The sequence below is a fragment of the Caldicellulosiruptor changbaiensis genome (genome assembly GCF_003999255.1).
Taxonomy (GTDB): Bacteria; Bacillota; Thermoanaerobacteria; order Caldicellulosiruptorales; family Caldicellulosiruptoraceae; genus Caldicellulosiruptor; species Caldicellulosiruptor changbaiensis.
Map to the genome: position 1 here is coordinate 1,966,052 of NZ_CP034791.1, position 21,984 is coordinate 1,988,035.

The window sequence follows — 21,984 nt, forward strand, 5'->3', positions numbered from 1 at the left end:
CCCTTGCAAAACAAAATATAAAAACATATTTATAAAAGGTATAGCGGATGAGCTTATCTTCATTATAAATTTTTTTGGTGCTTTAAATCAATGTAAATTTTTCATAAGATGTAGTTTAATATTTTGACAACTCGCCCATCCCTGATATAAACACGTGGAATTCTCTTGCTGACAGAGCATATCACTTCATAGTTTATAGTGCCAATTTGTGAAGCTAAATCATCTGCTGTAATCTCATTTTTCCCTTGCTTCCCTATAATTACAACCTCATCACCAATCTTGACATCTTTAATATGAGTAACATCCACCATGCACTGGTCCATGCATACATTCCCTACAACTTTTGCATACTCTCCATTGATGAGAACACATCTTTTTTCACTTCCAACTCTTGTAAAACCATCAGCATATCCGATAGGTATCGTAGCAATCTTGCTCTTGCAAGGAGTCACATACCTTCTGTTGTAGCTTATAGGATACCCTTCTGGCACCTCCTTTACATTGATTACTTTTGCCTTGACAGACATAACAGGTTTCAAGGAAATTTCTGTTTTTACTGCTTCGCTCGGATAAAGTCCATAAAGTACAAGACCAAGCCTTACTATATCAAGTTGATACTGGGGGAAACGGATTGCCGCAGCGCTATTTGCAATATGCTTATATTTAAAGTATACCCCATTTTTATTTAGTTCTTTCACAAAGTTTTCAAATTTTAAAAACTGTTCATAGGTAAAATTATCAGAGTGTGGGTCATCTGCTGACGAAAAGTGTGAAAATATGCCTTCAAGTTCTATGTGTGAAAGGCTTGCAATTCTGATTATTGCTTCGATACTTTCTTTGGTACACAAGAATCCAATTCTTCCCATGCCAGTATCAACTTTGATATGTACTTTTGCCTTTTTACCTATCTTTTTAGCTGCCTCATTTAGATAATATGCTTGCTCAAATGTGTACACTGTTTGGCTAATGTCATTTTCAACAACCTGTTCAGATAATTCAAAAGGAGTAAATCCTAATATCAAAATAGGAATGTCAAAATTATAGTGCCTAAGCTGCAAAGCCTCGTCTATTATTGCAACAGCAAGCATGTTAATTCCGTTTTTGACTAAAACCCTTGACACTTCAATTGCTCCATGGCCATATGCATCGGCTTTAACAACAGCCATAATCTGAGTATTTGGCGAAATCTTTTCTTTGATGTTATTAACATTGTATATGAGGTTGTCAAGATTTATCTCTGCCCAGACACGGTTGTAAAGAGACAATTTCCTTTCATCCCTTTCTGTATTTTTTATACTCTGTCAGGTAGATTGTCTTTATAAATCTTGCATCCTGATAAATTACAACTATTTTTTTTAACCTTTCATCCTCAAAGTAGTAATGCAAATACCTAATATCATCTTTTAATTCAATTGTGATTATTGTGGATTTTTCCTGTTTTACAATAGAATATTTTTCGCTATTTATAAGCTTATCAATATAGTATTCCAAAAAAATATCCTCTGCAATGTTTTTTAGATCTTTGCCATCTAATATAACCTTTCCATTTTCCTTAGTTATCTTTATCTTTCTACTATCTTTCTGAAACTCTGCCTCAACTTTTCCATTTATTCTTTGTTCGAAAAAAAAGTATTTTGAAACCATTTTGTTTGAAGTTATTTCCACAAATCCTTTTGCAATGTAATCTGGATAGATCTTAAGTGTACCTTGACTATTTCTACTCTTACAAGAGGTAAGTAACATGAAAATCAAGAGTATAAAAAATACATAACAAAACCTCTTCCACATTCTCTTATATAATTAACCTTCAATTACTCGCTTAAATGCAAAATCAAGATTCTCAATTATTTCTGAAGGCAAGATGGTCTGCATTGACTTTCTTTCAAGCAAAATATCAGCAGAAAGTGAATGCAGATAAACAGCAAGTTTTGCTGCATCTAAACCACTATATCCTTGTGCAAGGATTGCAGTAACTATACCAGTTAGAACATCACCACTTCCACCCTTCGCCATACCAGGATTTCCAAGTATATTGATGTATATATTGTTGCCATCTGTAATTATAGTCCTTGCACCTTTTAAAATGCATACACAGTCAAACTTTTTTGAAAGTTGAAGGGCTACGTCAAGCGGGTTTTTAGCAACCTCAGAAACATCACAGCTAAGTATCCTTGAGGCCTCTTTGTAATGTGGAGTCAATATCTTGGGTGCCTTGTATTCGTGCAAAAGTGTTTGAGCTTCTTTATTATTTGCCAAAACATTCAAACCATCTGCATCTATTACAATAGGTATTTGAAAGTTTTTTAAAATATGAATCAATATCTTTTCAACTTCTACAGAACTGGTAAGACCGCATCCAAATGCAATGACATCTAACCTTTTCAAAAACTCCTCTTTCTGTTTGAAACCCTCAAAAGTTACTACTCCATCCTTGCTTTCAATCGCTACTGTGATTATTTCTGGATTTCTAAAATTGTGCAGACTCAGACTCTCAATTGGTGAGAATAAAAAGCATAGCCCACACCCACTTTTTACACAAGCATTTGCACAAAGCACAGAGGCACCAGGAAAGAATTTTGAACCTGCTACAACTCCCACTTTTCCGTAGTCTCCTTTGTGTGTATCAGGGTAGCGGTAAAGCTTTTCAATATTTAGTTCTTCTCTGCTCAAAATTTTTGTACTGATCTTCTCTACAACCTTTTCAGGGATACCAATGTCTTTTACTATAAGTTTACCACACAAATAAGCCCCAGGATAAAGGATGTTTCCAATTTTAGGATACATGAAAGTAATTGTCTTGTTTGCTTTCACTGCAACTCCTTTTATCTGTCCTGTGTCAGAGCAAACTCCACTTGGAATGTCGATAGAATAAACATAGGCTTCCGAAGAATTTATATACTCAATTACCTTTCTGTACAAGCCCTCAACATCTCTTACAAGACCTATTCCAAATATCCCATCAACGATAATGTCAAATCTCTCATGATAAAGTCGCGCCAGAAGCTCTTCATTTAGTACTTGAATGTTTGCACTTAAGTTTTTTAATATGTTTAAAAAAACCTTCGAAGATGCACTTACATTCTCATCAAATATAAAAATCTGAACATTGTCTGATTGTTCTAAAAGATACCGCGCAACTACAAAACCATCTCCCCCATTATTCCCTTTGCCACAAAAAACAGCAATCCTTTTTTGCTTTAAATCACCTAAATCTCTTTTAATTTCCTCAAATACACAAAAGCCTGCATTCTCCATCAACACTACTTCAGGAATTCCAATCTCGCTTGTTGCTTTTTTATCTATTTGCTTCATCTGTTCAGAAGTTAATACATACATGCAAATTTCACTCCTCTTTTTCGGCAATTGCACAGGCAACTGCCACCGAGTTTTGATGTGAAATACTCAAGACAATATTTGTAATTTTCAAGCTCTCACAAATTTCTTTAGCTTTGTTGTAAAGCTTTACCTTCGGACATCCATTTATATCCTTTTGTATCTCAATATCTTTAAATCCAAATACAATGCCTGTTGAAAGTGTTTTTGCCACAGCCTCTTTTGCTGCAAAATACCCTGCTATTGTTAGCAGATTGAAATTTTTTGAGCTTATATACTCAAGTTCTTTTTGAGTAAATACCCTCTTCAAAAATGCATCAAATCTTTTTATATTTTTAAATCTTTCAACCTCAATAATGTCAATCCCAATATTAAATATCATTCCTGAAATTATTCCCCTTTTTGCTTAAAAATTACTTAAATTTTATTCGCAAAACTACAAAAAATAAAAATGGGAGGGGACAAAACATGAGTTTTATTAACTGCTCATATCCATGTAAATATCAAAAAGATGGATATTGTATTAAAACCCATATTTGCCCACCGTCAAAATACAACGCTGGCTTTTGTTTATTTTTTGAACCGGAAGAAAATTTTAAAAGAAAAAAGGAAAAAGAAAAAGAAGAACTTTAAATTTATTTTATCACATTCTCAACAAAGAAAGAATGCCAATAATTTTGAGATGTGAGTTCAGGATGAAATGTTGTTGCCAAAATAGTTCCTTGCAACACAGCAATAGGGGTGTCAAGCTGTGCCAAAACCTCTACATTTGAGCCAACATCAACTATCTTGGGCGCTCTTATAAATACACATTCAGTTGTCTTATTAAACCTTAGCACAAAAACTTCTTTTTTGAAGCTGTCAAGCTGGCTTCCGTAAGCATTTCTTTCAATTACTATGTCAAGTAGTGGCAAAACACCACTTCCCTGGTTTTTTATGGTCTTTGACAGAAGTATTGCACCCGCACATGTTCCCCACATTGGCATACCTTGTTCTGCCAAGCTCAAAATTTTCTCCTTTACCCCAGTTTCTATTAAAAATTTTCCTATGGTTGTGCTCTCACCGCCTGGCAAAATCAAACCATCTATTCCATCTAAGTCTTCAATTTTCTTTACTAAAACTGGTATGTGTCCTATTTCTTCAATCTTTTTTACATGCTCAATAACTCCGCCTTGAAATGCCAATACTCCAATTTTTTTCAACTTTTAATTCCCCCTAAACTGCAAAAGTTCATTTTGTGAAAGGCCTCTTAAATCAATTCCTTCCATCTCTTCACCAAGGTCATAAGAAATCTCTGCTAAGATTTTGGGGTCATTGTAGTAGGTTGTTGCCATTACAATTGCTCTTGCTCTTTTTTCGGGATTTTTTGACTTAAATATTCCAGAGCCAACAAACACACCATCTGCTCCAAGTTGCATCATCAAAGCTGCATCAGCTGGTGTTGCAATTCCACCTGCTGCAAAATTGACAACAGGAAGCCTTTTTAGCTCAGCAGTTTTTTTCAAAAGCTCATATGATACACCTAATTCCTTTGCATATGCATAAAGCTCATCCTCATTTAAAGATGCTGCGTATGCAATCTGTTTGTTAATCCTTCTTAAGTGTCTTACCGCTTCAACAACATTTCCTGTTCCAGCCTCACCTTTTGTTCGTATCATGGACGCACCTTCTTGGATTCTTCTGAGTGCCTCTCCTAAATCCCTTGCACCACATACAAAAGCAGCTTTAAACTTCCACTTGTCAATATGGTGCTCCTCGTCAGCAGGTGTCAAAACCTCACTCTCATCTATATAGTCAATTCCTAACGCTTCTAAAATCTGAGCCTCAACAAAATGTCCTATTCTTACCTTTGCCATAACAGGTATTGAAACAGCTTTTTTAATTTCTAATATAATTTTTGGGTCAGCCATTCTTGCAACTTTGCCCTCTTTGCGCAGGTCTGCTGGAACCTTTTGAAGTGCCATTACAGCAACAGCACCTGCTTTTTCTGCAATCTCTGCCTCCCTTGGGGATGTCACATCCATAATAACACCGCCTTTTAACATCTGGGCAAGGTTTTTATTCAGTTCGTATCTTTCATTCACATTCACAACTTCGCTCATAAGTTTGCACCTCCGTATCGATATAATTTGTTGAACACTTTTGTCCATTTTATTATAATGAAAATAAACTTTGTGTAAAGGCAGGATGACTATGTGTGTATCGATACAGCTTGATAAAAAGTCTAAAAAGCCACTTTACATTCAGCTCTATGAAGCTCTCAAAGAAAAGATATTATCTGGTGAGTACAGCTACATGCAAAAATTGCCTTCTGTCCGTCACCTTTGCAAGGCTTTAAATGTCAATCTTTCCACTGTTACAAAGGCTTTGAATCAATTGCAGCTTGAGGGGTATATCAAGGCAGTTGCTGGAAGTGGGTATTATGTTATTTATAATGAATATCAGGACAAGGTAATATTTGAAGAGGAGATTTTAAGCACACCGTCAAGTGAGTTCATAAACCTTTCTTCTTCAAAACTGCCATATAGCTTGTATCCAATTGAACAGTTTAAATCATCTATAAATAGTGCAATTGAAACCTTTGGGCCGCAGATTTTTGACTACATTGAACCATTTAAAAATCCATTGAAAGAGTATCTTGTTGAAAATTACTTAAAAAAATTTAAAGTTTATACTGATATTTCAAATGTAATAATTGTATCTGGTGCTCAACAAGGGATAGAAATCACAACAAAAAGCCTTTTAAAACCAGGTGATACTATATTTATGGAAAATCCTTCGTATTTAGGGGCATATCATATTTTTAGTAACATGCACTTGAATGTCATAGGAATTGATATAGACCAGATGGAGCAAATTGAAGACTATGTTAAAAAATTTTCTCCAAAGGCTTTTTACATAATTCCTTTTTCCCAAAACCCAACTGGTATTTCTTATACTGAAGAATACAAAAGATATTTGTGTGACATTGCCGAAAAATATAACTTTTATCTTATTGAAGATGACTTTCTTAGCGATGTAGTAGTAGAAGAGGGAAATTTCTCTATAAAGGCTTATGACAGACATGACAGGGTATTTTACATCAAAAGTTTTTCAACCCTCACAATGCCAGCGCTGAGGATTGGATTTGTGGTATCACCAGCAGAGTTTGCAGATGAAGTGGCTTATTACAAATCTACAGCAGATATCTCAACGTCTCTATTTATCCAGGTGTGTTTTGCAGATTTTTTGAAAAATCATTTTGATTTGTACATTCAAAAACTTAAATCTTATATCCAAGAAAAGCAAAAATTGTTTTTAGATTTGATAGAAAAATGTGATCTGGCAAGTAGACTATTTACTAAGAGTCCAAAAGGTATATTTGTATCATTCTTGCTTCCACAAAAAATCTCATCAGCGTATATTTACAATAAACTGAAAGCTGAGAAAGTATTTATACAACCCCATACATGTTTTTATCACAAGCCAAATTCTATTAATTTCTTTAGAGTGAGCTTTTTAAACTGTAGTGACGTGGAACTTCAAATTGGAATTGAGAAGATAAGAGATGCTCTAAAACTTATTTTACAAAAGGACGGTGAATAGGTCATGAGCTTGCAAACTGATAAAATTAAAGAAGTAATTGAGAAAAATATGAACCTTTTCGAAAATATCCGAAAAGAACTCCACAACATACCTGAACTATCGTTTGAGGAATATAAAACACAAAAATACATAAGAGAAAAATTGACTGAATGGGGAATAGAAAACTTTCCTGTTGCAAAAACAGGTGTAATTGGAATTATAAACAATTCGGATGAATGTGTAGCAGTCAGGGCTGATATGGATGCAATATTAGTTGAAGGAAAACCAAGGCACTGCTGTGGTCATGACTTTCATATGGCAATTGTACTTGGCATTGCAAAGACCCTGGTTGACATTGGCTATACAGGGTGCGTAAAATTTATTTTCCAACCTGCTGAAGAAGGACCTGGCGGTGCTAAAAAGGTAATCGAAGAAGGTGGATTGAAAAATCCAAACGTGAAACAGCTCATTGGCTTTCATGTATGGCCAAATCTTGATGTTGGAATGATCGAAATATCAAGTGAAGCTATTATGGCAAGTGTTGATGATTTCGATATAGAATTTATTGGAAAAGGTGGACATGCAGCCATGCCAGAGCTTACTAAAAACCCTATTTATCCTGCAATAGACTTTATACAGAGTGCAAATAACTTTTTTTCAGCATTCTCCAAAAAAGTTTCTCCTTTTCATATATCCTTTTCGTCCATTAGCAGTGGCGAAACTTATAATGTGATTGCAAATACATGTAAAATAAAAGGTACTGTGAGAACATTTGACGCTAAAATCCAAGATTTCATTTACGAGAACATAAAAAAATTAGCAAAGTGCTCAGCTGAGAAATATGACACACAGGTAGATATAAACTACTATTTCCAATATCCACCTTTGATAAATAACTCTAAGATTGCAGCAGAATTCTCAAAATCTGCTGAAAATATATTGGGTAAGGAAAATGTAAAGAAGGCCGAAATGAGCTTTACTGCCGAGGACTTTGCATTCTACTGTAAAGAAGTACCTTCTTTTTATTTTAGGCTTGGAATAAAAGAAAATGGCAAAGGAGAAAATCCTTTGCACTCACCATCTTTTGATGCATCAGAAAAGTGTATTTTCTATGGAATATACCTTGTTGTTAACTATTTACTTACTATTTAGAAGAGTAAGCAGTACCTTTTGTGCACGTGAAAACTTATTGCTTCTTACGTAAATGGCAATGTATTTGTTCTTTGTATCAAACCCATATTTTTTAAGTATTTCAACATTGTCTGCCTTAATGCCATACAAGTCTTTTGCAGATTTGTCTTTTTCTTTAACATAACATGTATCATCAATAAATTTATTTAGCTTATTCTTGCTTACAAAAGATTTTAGTGAATAGAATGCTCCATTTTGAGCATAGTTTGTAAAGAGTTTTTTATCAAGGACATATATATCACCTTCACCTGCTGCAAGCATTACCATGAGTTTTTGCATAAACGCAAATTCTTGTTCAGATTTAGGAGTATCTCCTGTGTAGAGAATCTGGTCAATGTAAACTTTATCACCCGACTTTCTTTCCAGCTCAGAAATCAATTTTTTAGCATTTTCATCCCCTATGAAATTGCCAACAAGGACAATCCTCACTTTTTTGTTGATATCATCTGCACTGCTTGAGCAGCCTTGTAGCAAAAACGCTAAAAAACCAATGAGAACTATCAAACTCAGACTCTTTTTTAAATTTCTTTGAATCAAATCACATCACCTGCCTTTTTTTATTTTTAAAAAGGCAATGCCATCTAAAGCAAAAAGGGAAGAGCTATATACAATCTGCTAAATAGCTCTTCCCTTTATATTTTACTCCATTTTCTCTTATTTTACAATCTTCGCATACATGAAGTAGTTAAATCCAAGTGGGGAGATGTAGTAGTTCTTTACATAGTCTCGCAGAAGCTGTCCTTTTACATAGAAGTAGATTGGAATAACAGCATAATCTTCCATTAAGATCTTTTCTGCTTGCATCATGTATTGCATTCTCAGTTTTCTGTCTGTTGTTCTCTTTGCCTTGTCGATAAGCTCATCATACTTTTTGTTGCTCCAATTTGTGTTGTTGTTGTCGCTGTATGATGTAAATAGATCTAAGAAGGTCATTGGGTCAACATAGTCGCCTACCCAACCATCTCTCGCAACCATGTAGTCTTTCTTCTGTCTTCTGTCTTGCAATACTTTCCATTCCATATTGGAAAGCTTGACTTTGATACCAAGCTGCTGCCACATATTTTGAATAGCCTCTGCAATTTTCTTATGTCCTTCGTTTGTGTTGTAGATAATTTCAATTTCTGGGAAACCTTTGCCGTTTGGATAACCAGCTTCAGCCAAAAGTTTCTTAGCTTTTGCCAAATCTGCTCTCACCGGCAGATAATTACCACTCTCTACTCTGAAATCTTTTGAAATACCTGTAATTCCATATGGTACAAATCCAGTTGCTGGTTTTTGACCAAGCTTTCCTATATTCTCTACAATATAAGTCCTGTCAATAGCAAGTGAAAGTGCTGCTCTTACTCTTTTGTCATTAAATGGTTTTACTTTGCAGTTAACATCATAGTAGTATGTTCCAAGAAGAGGCCATACTTTTAGCTTTTTCTCTTTGAGTAATCTTGGTATCTCTTCTGTTGGAACAGATTCTGCACCGTCAACTTGTCCTGCTTCGTATGCTAAGAGGTTTGCTTTATCATCTTCTGAAAGTTTATATACAATCTTTTCAAGTGTTATTGATTTTGCATCCCAATATTTTGGGTTTTTCTTGAACTCAATGTATGAGTTATGAACCCACTTTGTCATTACAAATGGACCATTGCCTATATATGTCTTTGGATTTGTTGCCCATTTGTCACCATACTTCTCAACTATATCTTTTCTTACAGGGAAGTATGTTGGGAAGTTTGTCAAATCAATAAAGTATGGTGTTGGTGCTTCTAATGTTACTTGCAAAGTCTTTGCATTTAAAGCTTTTACACCAACATCAGATGCTTTTGCCTTGCCTTCATTAAATTTACGACCATTTTTAATATAGTAGAGCTGGTAAGCATATTCAGAGGCTGTCTTTGGATCTAATGCTCTTTTCCATGCGTACTCAAAATCATATGCTGTGACAGGTTTTCCATCTGACCACTTTGCATCTCTTAAGTAGAAAGTGTAAGTAAGACCATCTTTTGATACTGTCCACTTGTAAGCCATGCCCGGTACTGTTTCACCTTTTACATTAACTCTTGTTAAACCTTCAAACACATTAATGATAATGTTTGCTCCATCAACTGCATTATTTAAAGCAGGGTCTAAATATCTTGGTTCAGCACCGTTGATGTAGGTCAAAACCTGCTTTGCCGCCGCCTCTGTTGACTTGTAATTTGAGTTAATAAATAGGCCTGTCACCAAAAACATAACAAGTATAAACGCGGCAATAAGACGCTTTTTCATAAAAAACCCTCCTCCTTCTGAAAAAATTTTTTTATTTATCTTTACGTAGCCCACCTTTACTTTCTATCCATTAGATGGCAGGCTACGTAATGACCAGAACCAACATCCTTAAATTCTGGTTCTTCCTCTTTGCACCTGTCAAACGCATACTTGCACCTTGTTCTGAACCTGCAACCAGTTGGCGGATTTAGCGGGCTTGGAACATCACCCTCTAATATGATTCTTGTTCGCTCTCTTGAAATCTTTGGGTCAGGAATAGGTATCGCAGAAAGCAACGCTTGTGTATAAGGATGAAGAGGCTTTTCATACAGTTCATTGCTACTTGCCAGTTCAACAAGTTTTCCTAAGTACATAACACCTACTCGACTGCTTATATGCTTTACCATTGACAAGTCATGTGCAATAAATAGGTAGGTTAACCCAAGCTCTTGCTGCAGGTCTTCAAGCATATTTACAATCTGAGCCTGAATTGAAACGTCAAGTGCTGATATTGGCTCATCACAAATTATAAACTCAGGCTCAACAGCCAGTGCCCTTGCAATACCAATTCTTTGCCTCTGCCCACCAGAAAATTCATGAGGGTATCTGCTCGCATGCTCGCTATTTAGTCCAACAAGCCTCAACAGCTCTTGGACCCTTTCCTTTTTCTCATTGCCTTTTGCAATATTGTGAATTTCAAGCGGCTCACCTATTATATCTCCAACAGTCATTCTCGGATTTAGTGATGCATATGGGTCTTGGAAGATCATCTGCATGTATTTTCTGTAAGGAAGCATGTCCTTTTTTGTTATATCCTCACCTTTGAATATAATCTGACCACTTGTTGGCTCATAAAGTCTAATTATCGTCCTTCCTGTGGTAGACTTTCCACATCCACTTTCTCCAACAAGACCAAGCGTTTCGCCTTTTTTTATAAAAAAGCTAACATCGTCTACTGCCTTGATATAAGCTTTTTTGCCAAATCCACTTCTTACTGGAAAATATTTTTTAAGGTTCTTTATTTCAATAAGGATTTCATCCAATTTTTTCACCTACCTCTTTAGGTAAATTGACAATTACAAAATCTTAAGCCCAGCTTTTTATTCATTTACTACCTTTGCACTACTTAGTAACTCCTGCGGAGCATATTCATGATTGAGCCAACACCTTGCCTGATGCCCATCCCCTACATCAAAAAGTGGTGGTCGTACTTCTAAGCACACTTTCATTGCATAATCACACCTTGGTGCAAAAGGACATCCTTTTGGGGGTTTTAGTAAGTCTGGTGGCTGTCCTTCAATAGGAACAAGCCTTTTCTTGAGCCCTAAGTGCATCTTTGGTACAGACCTCAAAAGCCCCCATGTGTAAGGGTGTTTTGGATTGTAGAAGATATCATCAACACTTCCTTCTTCAACAACTATTCCACCATACATGACAATAACCTTTTGGCATATATCAGCAACAACTCCAAGGTCATGTGTGATAAGTATTATAGACATTTTTAGCTGCTGCTGAAGCTTTTTTAAAAGGTCTAATATCTGCGCCTGTATAGTAACATCAAGAGCAGTTGTTGGCTCATCTGCAATCAAAAGCTTTGGATTGCAAGACAGTGCCATTGCAATCATTACCCTCTGACGCATACCACCTGAAAACTCATGCGGATATTGCGAAAGTCTTCTTTCAGGGCTGGGAATTCCAACCAACCTTAACATCTCAACTGCTCTTTTTTTAGCCTCGGCAGTTGAAACTTTATTGTGAATCTTTATAGCTTCAATTAGCTGATTTCCTATTGTGAAAACAGGGTTTAAAGATGTCATTGGGTCCTGAAATATCATACTGATTTTATTTCCTCTTATATCTCTCATCTCTTTCTCGGATAGCTTTAGCAAGTCCTTTCCTTCAAAAATAATCTGACCATCTATTATCTTGCCCGGTGGGGCAATAAGTCTCATTATAGACATTGATGTTACACTCTTGCCACTTCCAGATTCACCTACAATGCCTACCGTCTGTCCTTCATATACATCAAACGAAACATCGTTTACTGCCTTTACTTCGCCAACATGTGTAAAAAATGAGGTTTTCAAGTTTTTTACTTCTAACAGTTTATTGGCCAACTTCTTTCACCTCAAATTCTATTAGTATGAAGATAATTATTTCCTCATTCTTGGGTCAAGTGCATCTCTAAGTCCATCGCCAAACAGGTTAAATGCCAATATTATTAAACACAACAAGAGCGACGGGAAAAATAGTCTGTAAGGGTATGATATAAAGCCATTTATACCATCAGATGCAAGAGAGCCAAGCGATGGAACAGGTGCATCAACGCCAAGTCCTATAAAGCTCAAGAAAGACTCAGTAAAAATAGCACTTGGAATCTGCAGCGTAGCCGTAACAATGATTGAACCCATGCTGTTTGGAATAAGGTGTCTAAGTAAAATTCTCCATCCACTTGCACCAATTGTCTTCGCAGCAGTAACATACTCTTGCTGTTTTAGGCTTAAAATTTCGCCACGAACAATTCTTGCCATTGATATCCAATATGTTAATCCCAAGGCAATATAGATACAAACAAGTGGTGCTCCTACTGTTTGAAGACCGCTTAAAAAAGAGTATTTGTCAAACAATTTCTCCAATGCAGGTTTTAATGAAACTGAAAGAAGAATTACATAAATCATCAAGGGCACGCTATATAAAATATCAACTATTCTCATCATTATATTGTCAACTTTTCCACCTATGTACCCTGAAATCCCGCCATACAATACACCAATCACAATATTTATAATTGTCGCAACTATACCAATGGACAAGGATATTCTCATGCCATACAAACATCTTACGAAAAGGTCTCTTCCCAACTCGTCAGTCCCAAATAAGTGTTTCAGTGACGGCCCTAACGCTTCTTGTCCACGAAGCTGCTCATCATACCTGTATGGCATAACCATTGGCCCAACTATTGCAAGGACTATAAAAAATATTATTGCCCACATAGAAGCCATTGCAACCTTGTTAGCTTTGAGTCTTCTCCAAGCGTCTTGCCAATAGCTCATGCTTGGACGGACTATTGTCTCAAGTTGTTTTTCTTCTTTTGAAATTGGCACAAAAAGTTCTCTTGATATATTCTCCATTATTTTCTTTGCCCCCTTAAAATCAGTCCTCAAGTTTGATACGTGGGTCTATAAATACATAGATGATATCAACAATAAGATTCATAAATATCAAAAATGCAGCATAGAATATTGTAGTTCCCATTACAAGCGAATAGTCTCTATTTGAGATACTATCAACATAAAATCTTCCCATTCCCGGTATTGAGAAAATCTTTTCAACCACGAAACTACCTGTCAAAACACCTGCAATAAGCGGTCCCAAATATGTTACAACAGGAATTAAAGAGTTTTTCAATGCGTGCTTGTACACAACTTTAAAATTAGAAAGTCCCTTAGCCCTTGCAGTTCTTATATAGTCTTGGGACAAACTTTCAAGCATACTGCTTCGAATGAGCCTTGCAATAAAAGATATTGGATATGCTGCCAAGGTTATCACCGGCAGAATATAACTTCTTGGCTCATCTAAGCCCATTATAGGCACAAGTTGAAACTTTACGCCAAAGATGTACATCAAAATTATCGCAAGAACAAAGCCAGGTATTGTTATAAATATTGTAGCTAACACCATTGAAAGATGGTCTTGCCACTTTCCTTGATTCACAGCCGACCAAATTCCCAAAGGGATCCCAACCAACAGACTTACAATTATAGCTATAATACCAATCTTTGCAGAAACCGGAAAAGTCTCAGCAATAATCTCATTTACTGTTCTTCCCTGGTTTCTCATCGAAATTCCTAAATCGCCTTGAAGAAGGCTTTTTAGGTATTTTACATATTGAACACCAATTGGCTGATTTAAGCCATATTTTTCATTTAAATTCTTCAAAATCTGTTCAGGTAGTGTTTTTTCACCTGTAAAAGGCCCACCGGGTATCATTCTCATAAGGAAAAAAGTTACAGTTATAATTACAAACAGAGATACAGCTGACCATAATAACCTCTTTAATATGTATCTTGCCACTTCTTCTCTCTCCTTTAGAATTAGTTTTATATAAAACGTGTATATTCATGCAATTGTTTGAATATTTATAAAGTACTTAATTCTGAATTTACTGTTGATTATTATAGCACTAAGTTTTTGTATAATCAATACATGTGAACACATTCAATTGTCTGAATATATCAAAAAATTTTCAATCGTTTGAATTGTATGCATGTATTTGTTCATACTTATTAAGTTATCTTCTCATTTTTCAATTATTCTATCCCGTAAAAATGAAGGCTTAAAATTATTGGTATTCAATTGGAAAGAAAAAATCGTTTTATATTTATACTGTTTTATGTTTTAAAAAATTTTTTCGTCAGTTTAAATATCTTATTTTGAGGGTAAAATTAAGCTAGAAAAGTTCAATAAAATAGGAGGAATACTTTGTGAGAAAACCTGGTAAAATTGTTATTGTTGGTACTGGTTTTGTTGGATCTTCAACAGCTTTTGCAATTATGGATGCGGGACTTGCAACAGAGCTTGTTTTGATCGATGTGAACCGCGCAAAAGCTGAAGGAGAGGCAATGGATTTAAATCATGGAATATCTTTTGTAAAGCCAGTTAAAATCTGGGCGGGCGATTATGAAGATTGCAAAGATGCAGATATAGTGATTATAACAGCTGGTGCAAATCAAAAGCCGGGTGAGACAAGGCTTGATTTGACAAAGAAAAATGCACAGGTTACAAAATCGATTGTTGAGAATATTATTAAATATACAAAGGATGCCATATTGCTGATGGTGACAAACCCAGTTGATGTCTTGACATACGTTGTGTATAAAGTATCAGGGTTTCCAAAAAATCAGGTTTTGGGCTCTGGGACCGTTTTAGACAGCTCAAGGTTTAGATATCTTTTGGCACAGCATTGCCAAGTTGATGTGAGAAATGTTCATGCATATATATTAGGTGAACATGGAGACAGCGAGATTGCAGCATGGAGTCTCACAAACATCGGTGGTGTGAATTTTATGCAAGAGTGTCTGTTATGCGGTAAGAACTGCTCACCTGAGGTCAAAGAGGAAATATTCAACAAGGTCAGAAATGCTGCCTATGAAATAATTGGAAGAAAAGGAGCAACTTACTATGCAATTGCTTTAGCAGTAAGAAGAATTGTTGAAGCAATTATAAGAGATGAAAACTCAATCTTGCCTGTGTCTTCAGTAGTTGATGATGTATATGGGATAAAGGATGTTGCTTTGTCACTTCCTGCAATTGTGAACAAAAATGGAGTTGCAAAAGTTTTTGATATACCTTTGACAGATGAAGAAAAAGAAAAACTAAAAAATTCTGCACAAATTATCAAAAACGTAATAAATTCTCTTGATATTTAGATTAAGTTCGGTTATAAATTTGTAATGGGTGGTAAGGTTAAAAGCCTTACCCTTTTTGTTTTAACTTCTGGTAAGACATCTGTTGCAATTTTATTTTGCTCGTGGTAAAATAGCAATTAGTCTTAAATTTTGAGTGGAGGTGAAAAGGGTTGGCAAATACAAAATCTGCAAAAAAGAAGATAAAAGTTATAAGACGCAGAACTATTGAGAATAAAATTCAAAAGTTTAAGATGAAAAAGGCTATCAAAGAAGTAAAGAAAGCACTTTTAGCAGGTGACATTGAAAAGGCAAAAGAGCTCTATTCAAAAGCTGCAAAGCTAATTGACCAAACAGCTGCAAAGGGTGTTATCCACAAGAACAATGCCTCAAGGAAGAAGTCAAGATTAATGAAGCTAATCAACAAGTATGCTGCTTTGTCTACACCACAACCAGAAAAGAAAGCTCAATAAAGAAAAAGGGCTGTCCAGCTATTCTCTATTGGATAGCCTTTTTATATTTTTTATTACCTTTTTATTTGACAATCTGGTACAAAAGCATCTCAAGTGCTGTCTCGTCATCAATTTGTCCTCTTTTGATCATGTATTCATATTCAATTGTTCTTTGGATAATATTTCTAATCTTGTCTAATGTAAACGCTTCAGATTGTTTTTTATACTTGTCAACAAAAAACTCAAGTATACCAAGCTGTTTTGCAATCTGTTTTTTATTTGTCTCCTGCAACTCTTTCATCATTCCAAGTATTTTAAAATGACGAAGAATAAGAGCAAGAATCTTGCTCACACTTGTTTTAAGTTGATAAAGTTCTTTTAAATACCTAAAACCACTTTCAACATCCTTTGTCGCAAAAGCGTCAAGCATCTGGAAGATGTGATCCTGTGGATTATCTGTTAAAGTTTTTAAAATGTCATCATGCATAACTTTACTCCTTTTCCCAAGGTATGAAATGAGCACCTGCAAGTAATTGTATATGAGCATCATATCTTTGTTGTAATGCACAATAATCTCCTGTGCCATGTTCTCTGAGATAACTTTGCCTTCCTTTGCCATGATGTTTTGAACCCATTTTATCAAGTCTGGCATAGAAGGAGTTGTAAACTCAGCAGAAAATGCTATTGACTTTAAACTGTTGAACAATTTATTTTCTCTTGCTTCATACTCTTTAAAAATTATATAAACTTTATCACTGTTAAAGTCTTTTAGTCTTTCAACTATAGCAGAGAGATTCAAGTTTGAGTTTGTTGTGCTGAATTTGAAAAAGTTTTTGAATATCAAAACTCGTGGCTGTAAATCAAATGATATTGAAATCATCTCGTTTATGATATCGTTGTAGTTTGCCTCCTCGCCATCAAACTTTATAATGTTGTTTATATTGCCATTTACAATTGTCATACTTATTCTTTTTGTATACTCATCTATGAGGAAAATCTCTTGACCATAAAAAAGATAAATCTTTTTAAACTCTTTTTTTAGAAGCTGAGAGTTTAACTCTTTTATTATCTCTTTTGACTTGTCCATTTTCAAAAATCACCTCATATAAGGATTTATTAAAACCTCATTTTTGGTCTTTACTATTTTAATTGTACCATTTAAATCTGTCCTGAATACTTTTATCTTTTTCTTTTTAAGCCTTTGTAAAACATCCTCCGACGGATGTCCAAATATGTTGTTCTTTCCAACAGATATCACTGCCACCTTTGGAGCAACACTTTCCAAAAATTCTTCAGATGTTGCAGTATTGCTACCATGATGACCAATTTTTAATACAGTTGCCCGAAGGTTAAATTTCTTTATATATTCTTTTTCTGACTCATAAGAAGCATCTCCAGTAAAAAGCATACTGAAGTTCCCCAAAACAATCTTCGTGACCACAGACGAATTTGGGTCCCGTTCAATTGGTGGAAAGAAAAAGACTTTTAAGTCTTTATAAGAAAACCCTTTTAATTTATCAATTAAAACCACATATCTTCCTTTTAATTTTTCAATATTTTCAGTATAAACCTCTCTTGATGTTACAATTACACGCACCTTCATCTCATTTAAAAGATAATCAAAATCACCTATGTGGTCGTTATGTTTGTGTGTAAGGACCAAAACATCAATCTTTGAGACATTGTTTTTCAAGATGTATGGCAAAACTATACGCTTGAGAGAACTAAAATCTTCGTTGGTCGGCCCTGTATCAATGAGCATCGAAAAACCTTTGTATGTTACAAGATTGCTATCCCCTTGTCCTACATCAATCACGCTGATAGTTAGTCTATTGTAGTTTATAACTACCTGTAAAATAAATATTAGCACAAGAGCTGAAATAGTTGAATACATTAAAAGTTTTATAAATTTTGGAATAACCTTTTTATAAAGTAGGAACAAAATAAGTATGTAGTAGGCAATAATTAATCTTTCATCCCAAAATGCAATCTTTATATGTGAAAATCTCATATGCGAAAGCTGGGAAACCCAAATTAAAACTTTGACAACTACTAATAGCACCCACTTCAACACAATGAAGTCTATTCCAAATAGTAAAAGTATGTAATACACAAGTCCTATAGGTACCAGCGCTCCTGCTAAGGGCACTGCAATGAGATTTGTCAAAAAGGAAATCAATGAAACTTCACAAAAGTAGTAAGCTAAAAGTGGCAAAATCAAAATTTGGGCTGAGACTGAAACTGCGCAAAGTGAAGATATACTTGTAGGAACTTTGACCTTTATAAAATACTCATATATTCTTCTGTAAAAAATTACTATAGAGAGCACACTTAAAAAAGAGAGCTGAAATCCAATGTCAAAAAGGTAAAGAGGATTTATAACCAGCATTAAAACTGCGGCTACTGCTAAACTATTTAATGTGTCTGGATTTCTATATATTATCCTCCCAAGATAATATATTATTGCCATAATAGAGGCTCTCACAACTGAGGGAGAAAGACCTGTTATGATTGCAAATATGACTATGATGCCAATTATTATCAGATTTACTCCTCTTCCGTAAACTTTTAAAACTTTTCTGAATAAAACCTCAATAAACGCACAAAGCACACCCACATTTCCACCTGAAACAGCAAGAAGATGCGCAAGCCCACTTCTTTGAAAATCCTTGTAAACGTCATCAGGAATTGTAGATTTGTTCCCAAGGATTAAACCATTTAAAAGTGATGATATTTCAGTTTTAAAAGAAGTATTTATAAGATGGTTTAATTTGCTTGAGAACATGTTAAGATAAGTTAGAATATTGTGAGATGCAGAAACAATATATAGCTTTTTAGCATAAAGAGTATATAAAGCACCTTTAGCTTTTAAGTATTCCTTATAATCAAATCCATACCTGCTCGTCTTTCCTTTCGGTATCTTCAATTTGCCATATACCTTTACAATATCTCCATAATAAAAATTTTTCCCTGTATTAGTGGTAATTCTTATGTTTACATACCTCTTATTTACTCTTGTCTTTAAATAAAAAGAAACCTTGTCCTTGCTAATCTCTGGAAACGAAGAAACCTTACCAATAATAATAACTTCTTTATTATCTAAGGAAACTTCTGGCTCAAAAAAGTTAAAGATATAAAATGTTCTAAAAGAAGCATATACAAAAAGACCTATTGCTAACAGAAAGAGAATCATATCAATTTTTTCTTTTAAAAAATAGAAATTTAAAGTGAAAAAGCCAAATGTCAATACAACAAGGAAAGTAAATAACAGACTAATGGTGGATAAATTTTTGCCAAGCATAATGCCAATAATTAGAAATACAGCCAAAAACAAAGCGTCTCTTCTCATCTTCCTGCTACCTTTCTTTCCAGCTCCTCTAAAATCCTTACTTCTATATTCAAATTACCTCTGCCAATTCCTATCTCAATATCAGGTTTGTTAGCTCCGTGAAAATCACTTCCGCCGCTTACAACAAAGTCAAGCTTTCTTGCAATCTCCAAAAGTTCTCTTGTCTCTTTTTCTGTGTGCTCCGAATGAAAAACTTCAATTCCGTCTAAGCCATATTCTTTTAGCTCTTCGAATACATTTTCTGGACCCTCTTCAAGGTACAAATATTTGTGAGGATGTGCTAAGATGGCAATTCCTTTTGCTTCTTTTATAGCCCCAATTGCTTCATATGGCTTTAGTTTTTCCTTTTTTACATATGCAGGCTTTCCAAAACCCAAAAGATTTTCAAACACAGCCTTTGTACTGTCAAAATATCCCTTTTGAACAAGTACACGTGCAATATGAGGTCTTCCTATCACCTCACCTGAGGCAACCTTCTCAACATCTTCCATTGAAATGTCGTATCCCATTTTTCTGAGTTTTTCTATTATCTTTGGGTTTCTCTCTTTTCTGAATCCCTCAAGCATTTTTAATTTCTCTTGCAATAAAGTATTGTCAACATCTATAAAAAGTCCTAATATGTGCATCTCAATCTCAAAATCTGCGCTAATTTCAACCCCGCTTATAATTTTTAGACCAATCTCCTGTCCTTTTTTCAAAGCAATCTTCACACCATCTGTTGTGTCATGATCAGTAATTGCAATAGCAAAAAGTCCCTTTTCCTTTGCAAGCTCAACAACATCCTCTGGCGAATATGTTCCATCTGAAAAAGTTGTATGGACGTGCAAGTCTATCAAAACATTCTCACCTCTTTTTCCAAACTATTATATCGCAAATATTAAATATTGAAAAAGGCGGTCAAAAAATGACCACCTCTGCCAAAAAATCATTTTTTTATAGCTTTGCTGCAATATCTCTTGCAATCAAAACACCGTTTACACTTGCCTGCATAAGCCCCCTTGTAATTCCTGCACCATCGCCTCCAAAATAAAGGTTCTGGATTGTTGTACATTCAAAGTTCTGCTTTACTTTTACTTCATTTGAATAAAACTTTACTTCAACCCCATAAAGAAGAGTGTCAAACGACGCAACACCCTGGACAACATAGTCTAAAGCCTCTATCATCTCTTTTATATCAAGCATAATTCTGTAAGGCAAAACAAGGCTCAAATCCCCTGCAACTGCATCTTGCAATGTAGGAACAACAGAGTTTCTCCTTATTCTCTCTTCGTTAGACCTTCTTCCTCTAATAAAGTCACCATACCGCTGCACAAGAACTTTGCCACCAGATAGCATATTCGCAAGTTCTGCAATGTACTTTCCATATTTTATACTGTCTTTGAACGGATCTGTAAAGTGTTTCGAGACAAGCAATGCAAAGTTTGTATTGTCGCTTTTGATGTTCTTATAGCTGTGGCCGTTTACAACTGCCAAGTTGTCATAGTGCTCAACTGCAACATAGCCGCCCGGGTTCATACAAAATGTCCTTACTTTGTCATCAAAGGTTTTTGTATAATAAATAAATTTGCTTTCATACAGGTGCTCAGTAATGCCCTTCCAAATGTGATTAGGTGTTTCAACTCTAACACCTATGTCAACTCTATTGTTATCACACGGAATATTGTACTTTTCTATTACTTTAGAAAGCCAACTTGCACCCTCACGACCAACGCATACAACCACATTTTTCCCAAAGTAGCTTTTTTCATCCTCTGCTATAACACCTATAACCTTGTTATTTTCAACTATCAAGTCTTTGACAGCAGTTTTAAATTTTATCTCCACATTGTTGTTTAAAAGAAAATCTTGAAGTCTTTTATATATCTTTTTTGCCTCTTCAGTACCCAAATGCCTTATTGGACTTTCAACAAGCATGAGGTTGGCAACAGTTGCCTTTCTTTTTATCTCTTCAATGACTTGACTATTCGTGCCATAAACCTTTGTATCAGCCCCATTTTCAAGGTAGATATTGTCTACGTATTTTATCAGCTCATACGCTTTGCTTTGGCCAACATATTCTTGAATTCTTCCTCCTACGTTTGGAGAAAGCGAAAGTTTCCCATCAGAAAAAGCCCCCGCACCCGAAAAGCCTGTTGTTATATTGCAAGGTTTGCAATTTGCGCATACATTTGTAATTCTTTTTGGACACTCACGTGACTCAATGTCTCTTCCTTTTTCAAACATAATTATCTTTGCATCTTTGTTTTGTTTTACAAGCTCATATGCAGTAAATATACCACATGGACCTGCTCCTACAATGATAACATCGTACTTCATTTCTGTTTTTCACCCTTTTGAAATTTAAATTCTCTTTGAAATATTACATCAAAATGGGACATTTGTCTATCATAATTTTACACACTTTTTTAACATAAAAGAAAAGAAAAATATATATGTATGGGGTATTATATAA

At 35.0% G+C, this 21,984-nt stretch carries 20 protein-coding genes; 4 read left to right on the top strand and 16 right to left on the bottom strand.

Annotated features, from left to right (window positions below; genetic code table 11):
• Positions 1–101: 101 nt before the first annotated feature.
• The 6 genes from alr to pdxS all read right to left on the bottom strand — a co-directional run bounded on the left by alr (position 102) and on the right by pdxS (position 5,435).
• Positions 102–1,265, bottom strand: coding sequence for an alanine racemase (alr, locus tag ELD05_RS09640; protein ID WP_164742595.1), 1,164 nt, complete (start codon positions 1,263–1,265; stop codon positions 102–104).
• Positions 1,266–1,272: 7 nt separating this feature from the next.
• Positions 1,273–1,743 carry a hypothetical protein gene (locus ELD05_RS09645; protein ID WP_241243693.1) on the bottom strand — a complete coding sequence of 157 codons (471 nt, stop codon included), beginning with the start codon at positions 1,741–1,743 and terminating at the stop codon, positions 1,273–1,275.
• Between the two features lie 57 nt (positions 1,744–1,800).
• Positions 1,801–3,336 carry an NAD(P)H-hydrate dehydratase gene (locus ELD05_RS09650; protein ID WP_127352262.1) on the bottom strand — a complete coding sequence of 512 codons (1,536 nt, stop codon included), beginning with the start codon at positions 3,334–3,336 and terminating at the stop codon, positions 1,801–1,803.
• Positions 3,337–3,343: 7 nt separating this feature from the next.
• Positions 3,344–3,715, bottom strand: coding sequence for a holo-ACP synthase (gene acpS / locus ELD05_RS09655; protein WP_127352263.1), 372 nt, complete (start codon positions 3,713–3,715; stop codon positions 3,344–3,346).
• A gap of 253 nt (positions 3,716–3,968) precedes the next feature.
• On the bottom strand, positions 3,969–4,535 hold the full coding sequence (pdxT, locus tag ELD05_RS09660) for a pyridoxal 5'-phosphate synthase glutaminase subunit PdxT (protein ID WP_127352264.1): 567 nt from the start codon (positions 4,533–4,535) through the stop codon (positions 3,969–3,971).
• 3 nt (positions 4,536–4,538) lie between these two features.
• On the bottom strand, positions 4,539–5,435 hold the full coding sequence (pdxS, locus tag ELD05_RS09665; protein ID WP_127352265.1) for a pyridoxal 5'-phosphate synthase lyase subunit PdxS: 897 nt from the start codon (positions 5,433–5,435) through the stop codon (positions 4,539–4,541).
• Between the two features lie 91 nt (positions 5,436–5,526).
• Between pdxS and ELD05_RS09670 the strand changes: the two genes are divergently transcribed.
• Positions 5,527–6,918 (top strand): aminotransferase-like domain-containing protein, encoded by a 1,392-nt coding sequence (locus tag ELD05_RS09670; RefSeq protein ID WP_127352266.1) that lies wholly within the window; start codon positions 5,527–5,529, stop codon positions 6,916–6,918.
• A 3-nt stretch (positions 6,919–6,921) separates the two neighbouring features.
• Entirely contained in the window at positions 6,922–8,049 is a 1,128-nt protein-coding gene (locus ELD05_RS09675; RefSeq protein ID WP_127352267.1) for a M20 family metallopeptidase, read from the top strand.
• Here the strand turns inward: ELD05_RS09675 and ELD05_RS09680 are convergent.
• The 6 genes from ELD05_RS09680 to ELD05_RS09705 all read right to left on the bottom strand — a co-directional run bounded on the left by ELD05_RS09680 (position 8,035) and on the right by ELD05_RS09705 (position 14,400).
• Positions 8,035–8,598: a hypothetical protein gene (locus tag ELD05_RS09680; protein WP_408609374.1), complete on the bottom strand. Its 564-nt coding sequence runs from the start codon at positions 8,596–8,598 to the stop codon at positions 8,035–8,037. The genes ELD05_RS09675 and ELD05_RS09680 overlap by 15 nt on opposite strands.
• A gap of 144 nt (positions 8,599–8,742) precedes the next feature.
• Complete coding sequence (locus tag ELD05_RS09685; RefSeq protein ID WP_127352269.1) at positions 8,743–10,347, bottom strand: peptide ABC transporter substrate-binding protein; 1,605 nt, start codon at positions 10,345–10,347, stop codon at positions 8,743–8,745.
• 56 nt (positions 10,348–10,403) lie between these two features.
• On the bottom strand, positions 10,404–11,369 hold the full coding sequence (locus tag ELD05_RS09690) for an ABC transporter ATP-binding protein (RefSeq protein WP_127352270.1): 966 nt from the start codon (positions 11,367–11,369) through the stop codon (positions 10,404–10,406).
• 57 nt (positions 11,370–11,426) lie between these two features.
• Positions 11,427–12,443: an ABC transporter ATP-binding protein gene (locus ELD05_RS09695; protein WP_127352271.1), complete on the bottom strand. Its 1,017-nt coding sequence runs from the start codon at positions 12,441–12,443 to the stop codon at positions 11,427–11,429.
• A 36-nt stretch (positions 12,444–12,479) separates the two neighbouring features.
• Positions 12,480–13,457 carry an ABC transporter permease gene (locus ELD05_RS09700; RefSeq protein WP_127352272.1) on the bottom strand — a complete coding sequence of 326 codons (978 nt, stop codon included), beginning with the start codon at positions 13,455–13,457 and terminating at the stop codon, positions 12,480–12,482.
• Between the two features lie 22 nt (positions 13,458–13,479).
• Complete coding sequence (locus tag ELD05_RS09705) at positions 13,480–14,400, bottom strand: ABC transporter permease (protein ID WP_127352273.1); 921 nt, start codon at positions 14,398–14,400, stop codon at positions 13,480–13,482.
• Between the two features lie 410 nt (positions 14,401–14,810).
• Between ELD05_RS09705 and ELD05_RS09710 the strand changes: the two genes are divergently transcribed.
• Entirely contained in the window at positions 14,811–15,755 is a 945-nt protein-coding gene (locus ELD05_RS09710) for an L-lactate dehydrogenase (RefSeq protein ID WP_011916587.1), read from the top strand.
• A 149-nt stretch (positions 15,756–15,904) separates the two neighbouring features.
• On the top strand, positions 15,905–16,204 hold the full coding sequence (rpsT, locus tag ELD05_RS09715; protein ID WP_011916586.1) for a 30S ribosomal protein S20: 300 nt from the start codon (positions 15,905–15,907) through the stop codon (positions 16,202–16,204).
• 61 nt (positions 16,205–16,265) lie between these two features.
• Here the strand turns inward: rpsT and holA are convergent, their stop codons facing one another.
• From holA to ELD05_RS09735, 4 genes are all read right to left on the bottom strand, one after another.
• Complete coding sequence (gene holA, locus ELD05_RS09720) at positions 16,266–17,270, bottom strand: DNA polymerase III subunit delta (RefSeq protein ID WP_127352274.1); 1,005 nt, start codon at positions 17,268–17,270, stop codon at positions 16,266–16,268.
• Positions 17,271–17,279: 9 nt separating this feature from the next.
• Positions 17,280–19,532 (bottom strand): DNA internalization-related competence protein ComEC/Rec2, encoded by a 2,253-nt coding sequence (locus ELD05_RS09725; protein WP_127352275.1) that lies wholly within the window; start codon positions 19,530–19,532, stop codon positions 17,280–17,282.
• Complete coding sequence (locus ELD05_RS09730; protein WP_127352276.1) at positions 19,529–20,368, bottom strand: PHP domain-containing protein; 840 nt, start codon at positions 20,366–20,368, stop codon at positions 19,529–19,531. Before ELD05_RS09730 ends, ELD05_RS09725 begins: the two co-directional genes overlap by 4 nt.
• A gap of 97 nt (positions 20,369–20,465) precedes the next feature.
• The gene (locus ELD05_RS09735; protein ID WP_039766934.1) at positions 20,466–21,848 is read right to left on the bottom strand and encodes an NAD(P)/FAD-dependent oxidoreductase; all 1,383 of its coding nucleotides are present in this window, start codon (positions 21,846–21,848) and stop codon (positions 20,466–20,468) included.
• Positions 21,849–21,984: the final 136 nt, after the last annotated feature.

Bases quoted from the DNA above. Each gene is read 5' to 3' on its own strand.
- ELD05_RS09725 (WP_127352275.1), bottom strand. From the start codon at position 19,532: ATGAGAAGAGACGCTTTGTTTTTGGCTGTATTTCTAATTATTGGCATT.
- ELD05_RS09645 (WP_241243693.1), bottom strand. From the start codon at position 1,743: ATGTTACTTACCTCTTGTAAGAGTAGAAATAGTCAAGGTACACTTAAG.
- acpS (WP_127352263.1), bottom strand. From the start codon at position 3,715: ATGATATTTAATATTGGGATTGACATTATTGAGGTTGAAAGATTTAAA.
- ELD05_RS09700 (WP_127352272.1), bottom strand. From the start codon at position 13,457: ATGGAGAATATATCAAGAGAACTTTTTGTGCCAATTTCAAAAGAAGAA.
- ELD05_RS09650 (WP_127352262.1), bottom strand. From the start codon at position 3,336: ATGTATGTATTAACTTCTGAACAGATGAAGCAAATAGATAAAAAAGCA.
- holA (WP_127352274.1), bottom strand. From the start codon at position 17,270: ATGGACAAGTCAAAAGAGATAATAAAAGAGTTAAACTCTCAGCTTCTA.
- ELD05_RS09685 (WP_127352269.1), bottom strand. From the start codon at position 10,347: ATGAAAAAGCGTCTTATTGCCGCGTTTATACTTGTTATGTTTTTGGTG.
- ELD05_RS09670 (WP_127352266.1), top strand. From the start codon at position 5,527: ATGTGTGTATCGATACAGCTTGATAAAAAGTCTAAAAAGCCACTTTAC.
- ELD05_RS09675 (WP_127352267.1), top strand. From the start codon at position 6,922: ATGAGCTTGCAAACTGATAAAATTAAAGAAGTAATTGAGAAAAATATG.
- pdxS (WP_127352265.1), bottom strand. From the start codon at position 5,435: ATGAGCGAAGTTGTGAATGTGAATGAAAGATACGAACTGAATAAAAAC.
- ELD05_RS09735 (WP_039766934.1), bottom strand. From the start codon at position 21,848: ATGAAGTACGATGTTATCATTGTAGGAGCAGGTCCATGTGGTATATTT.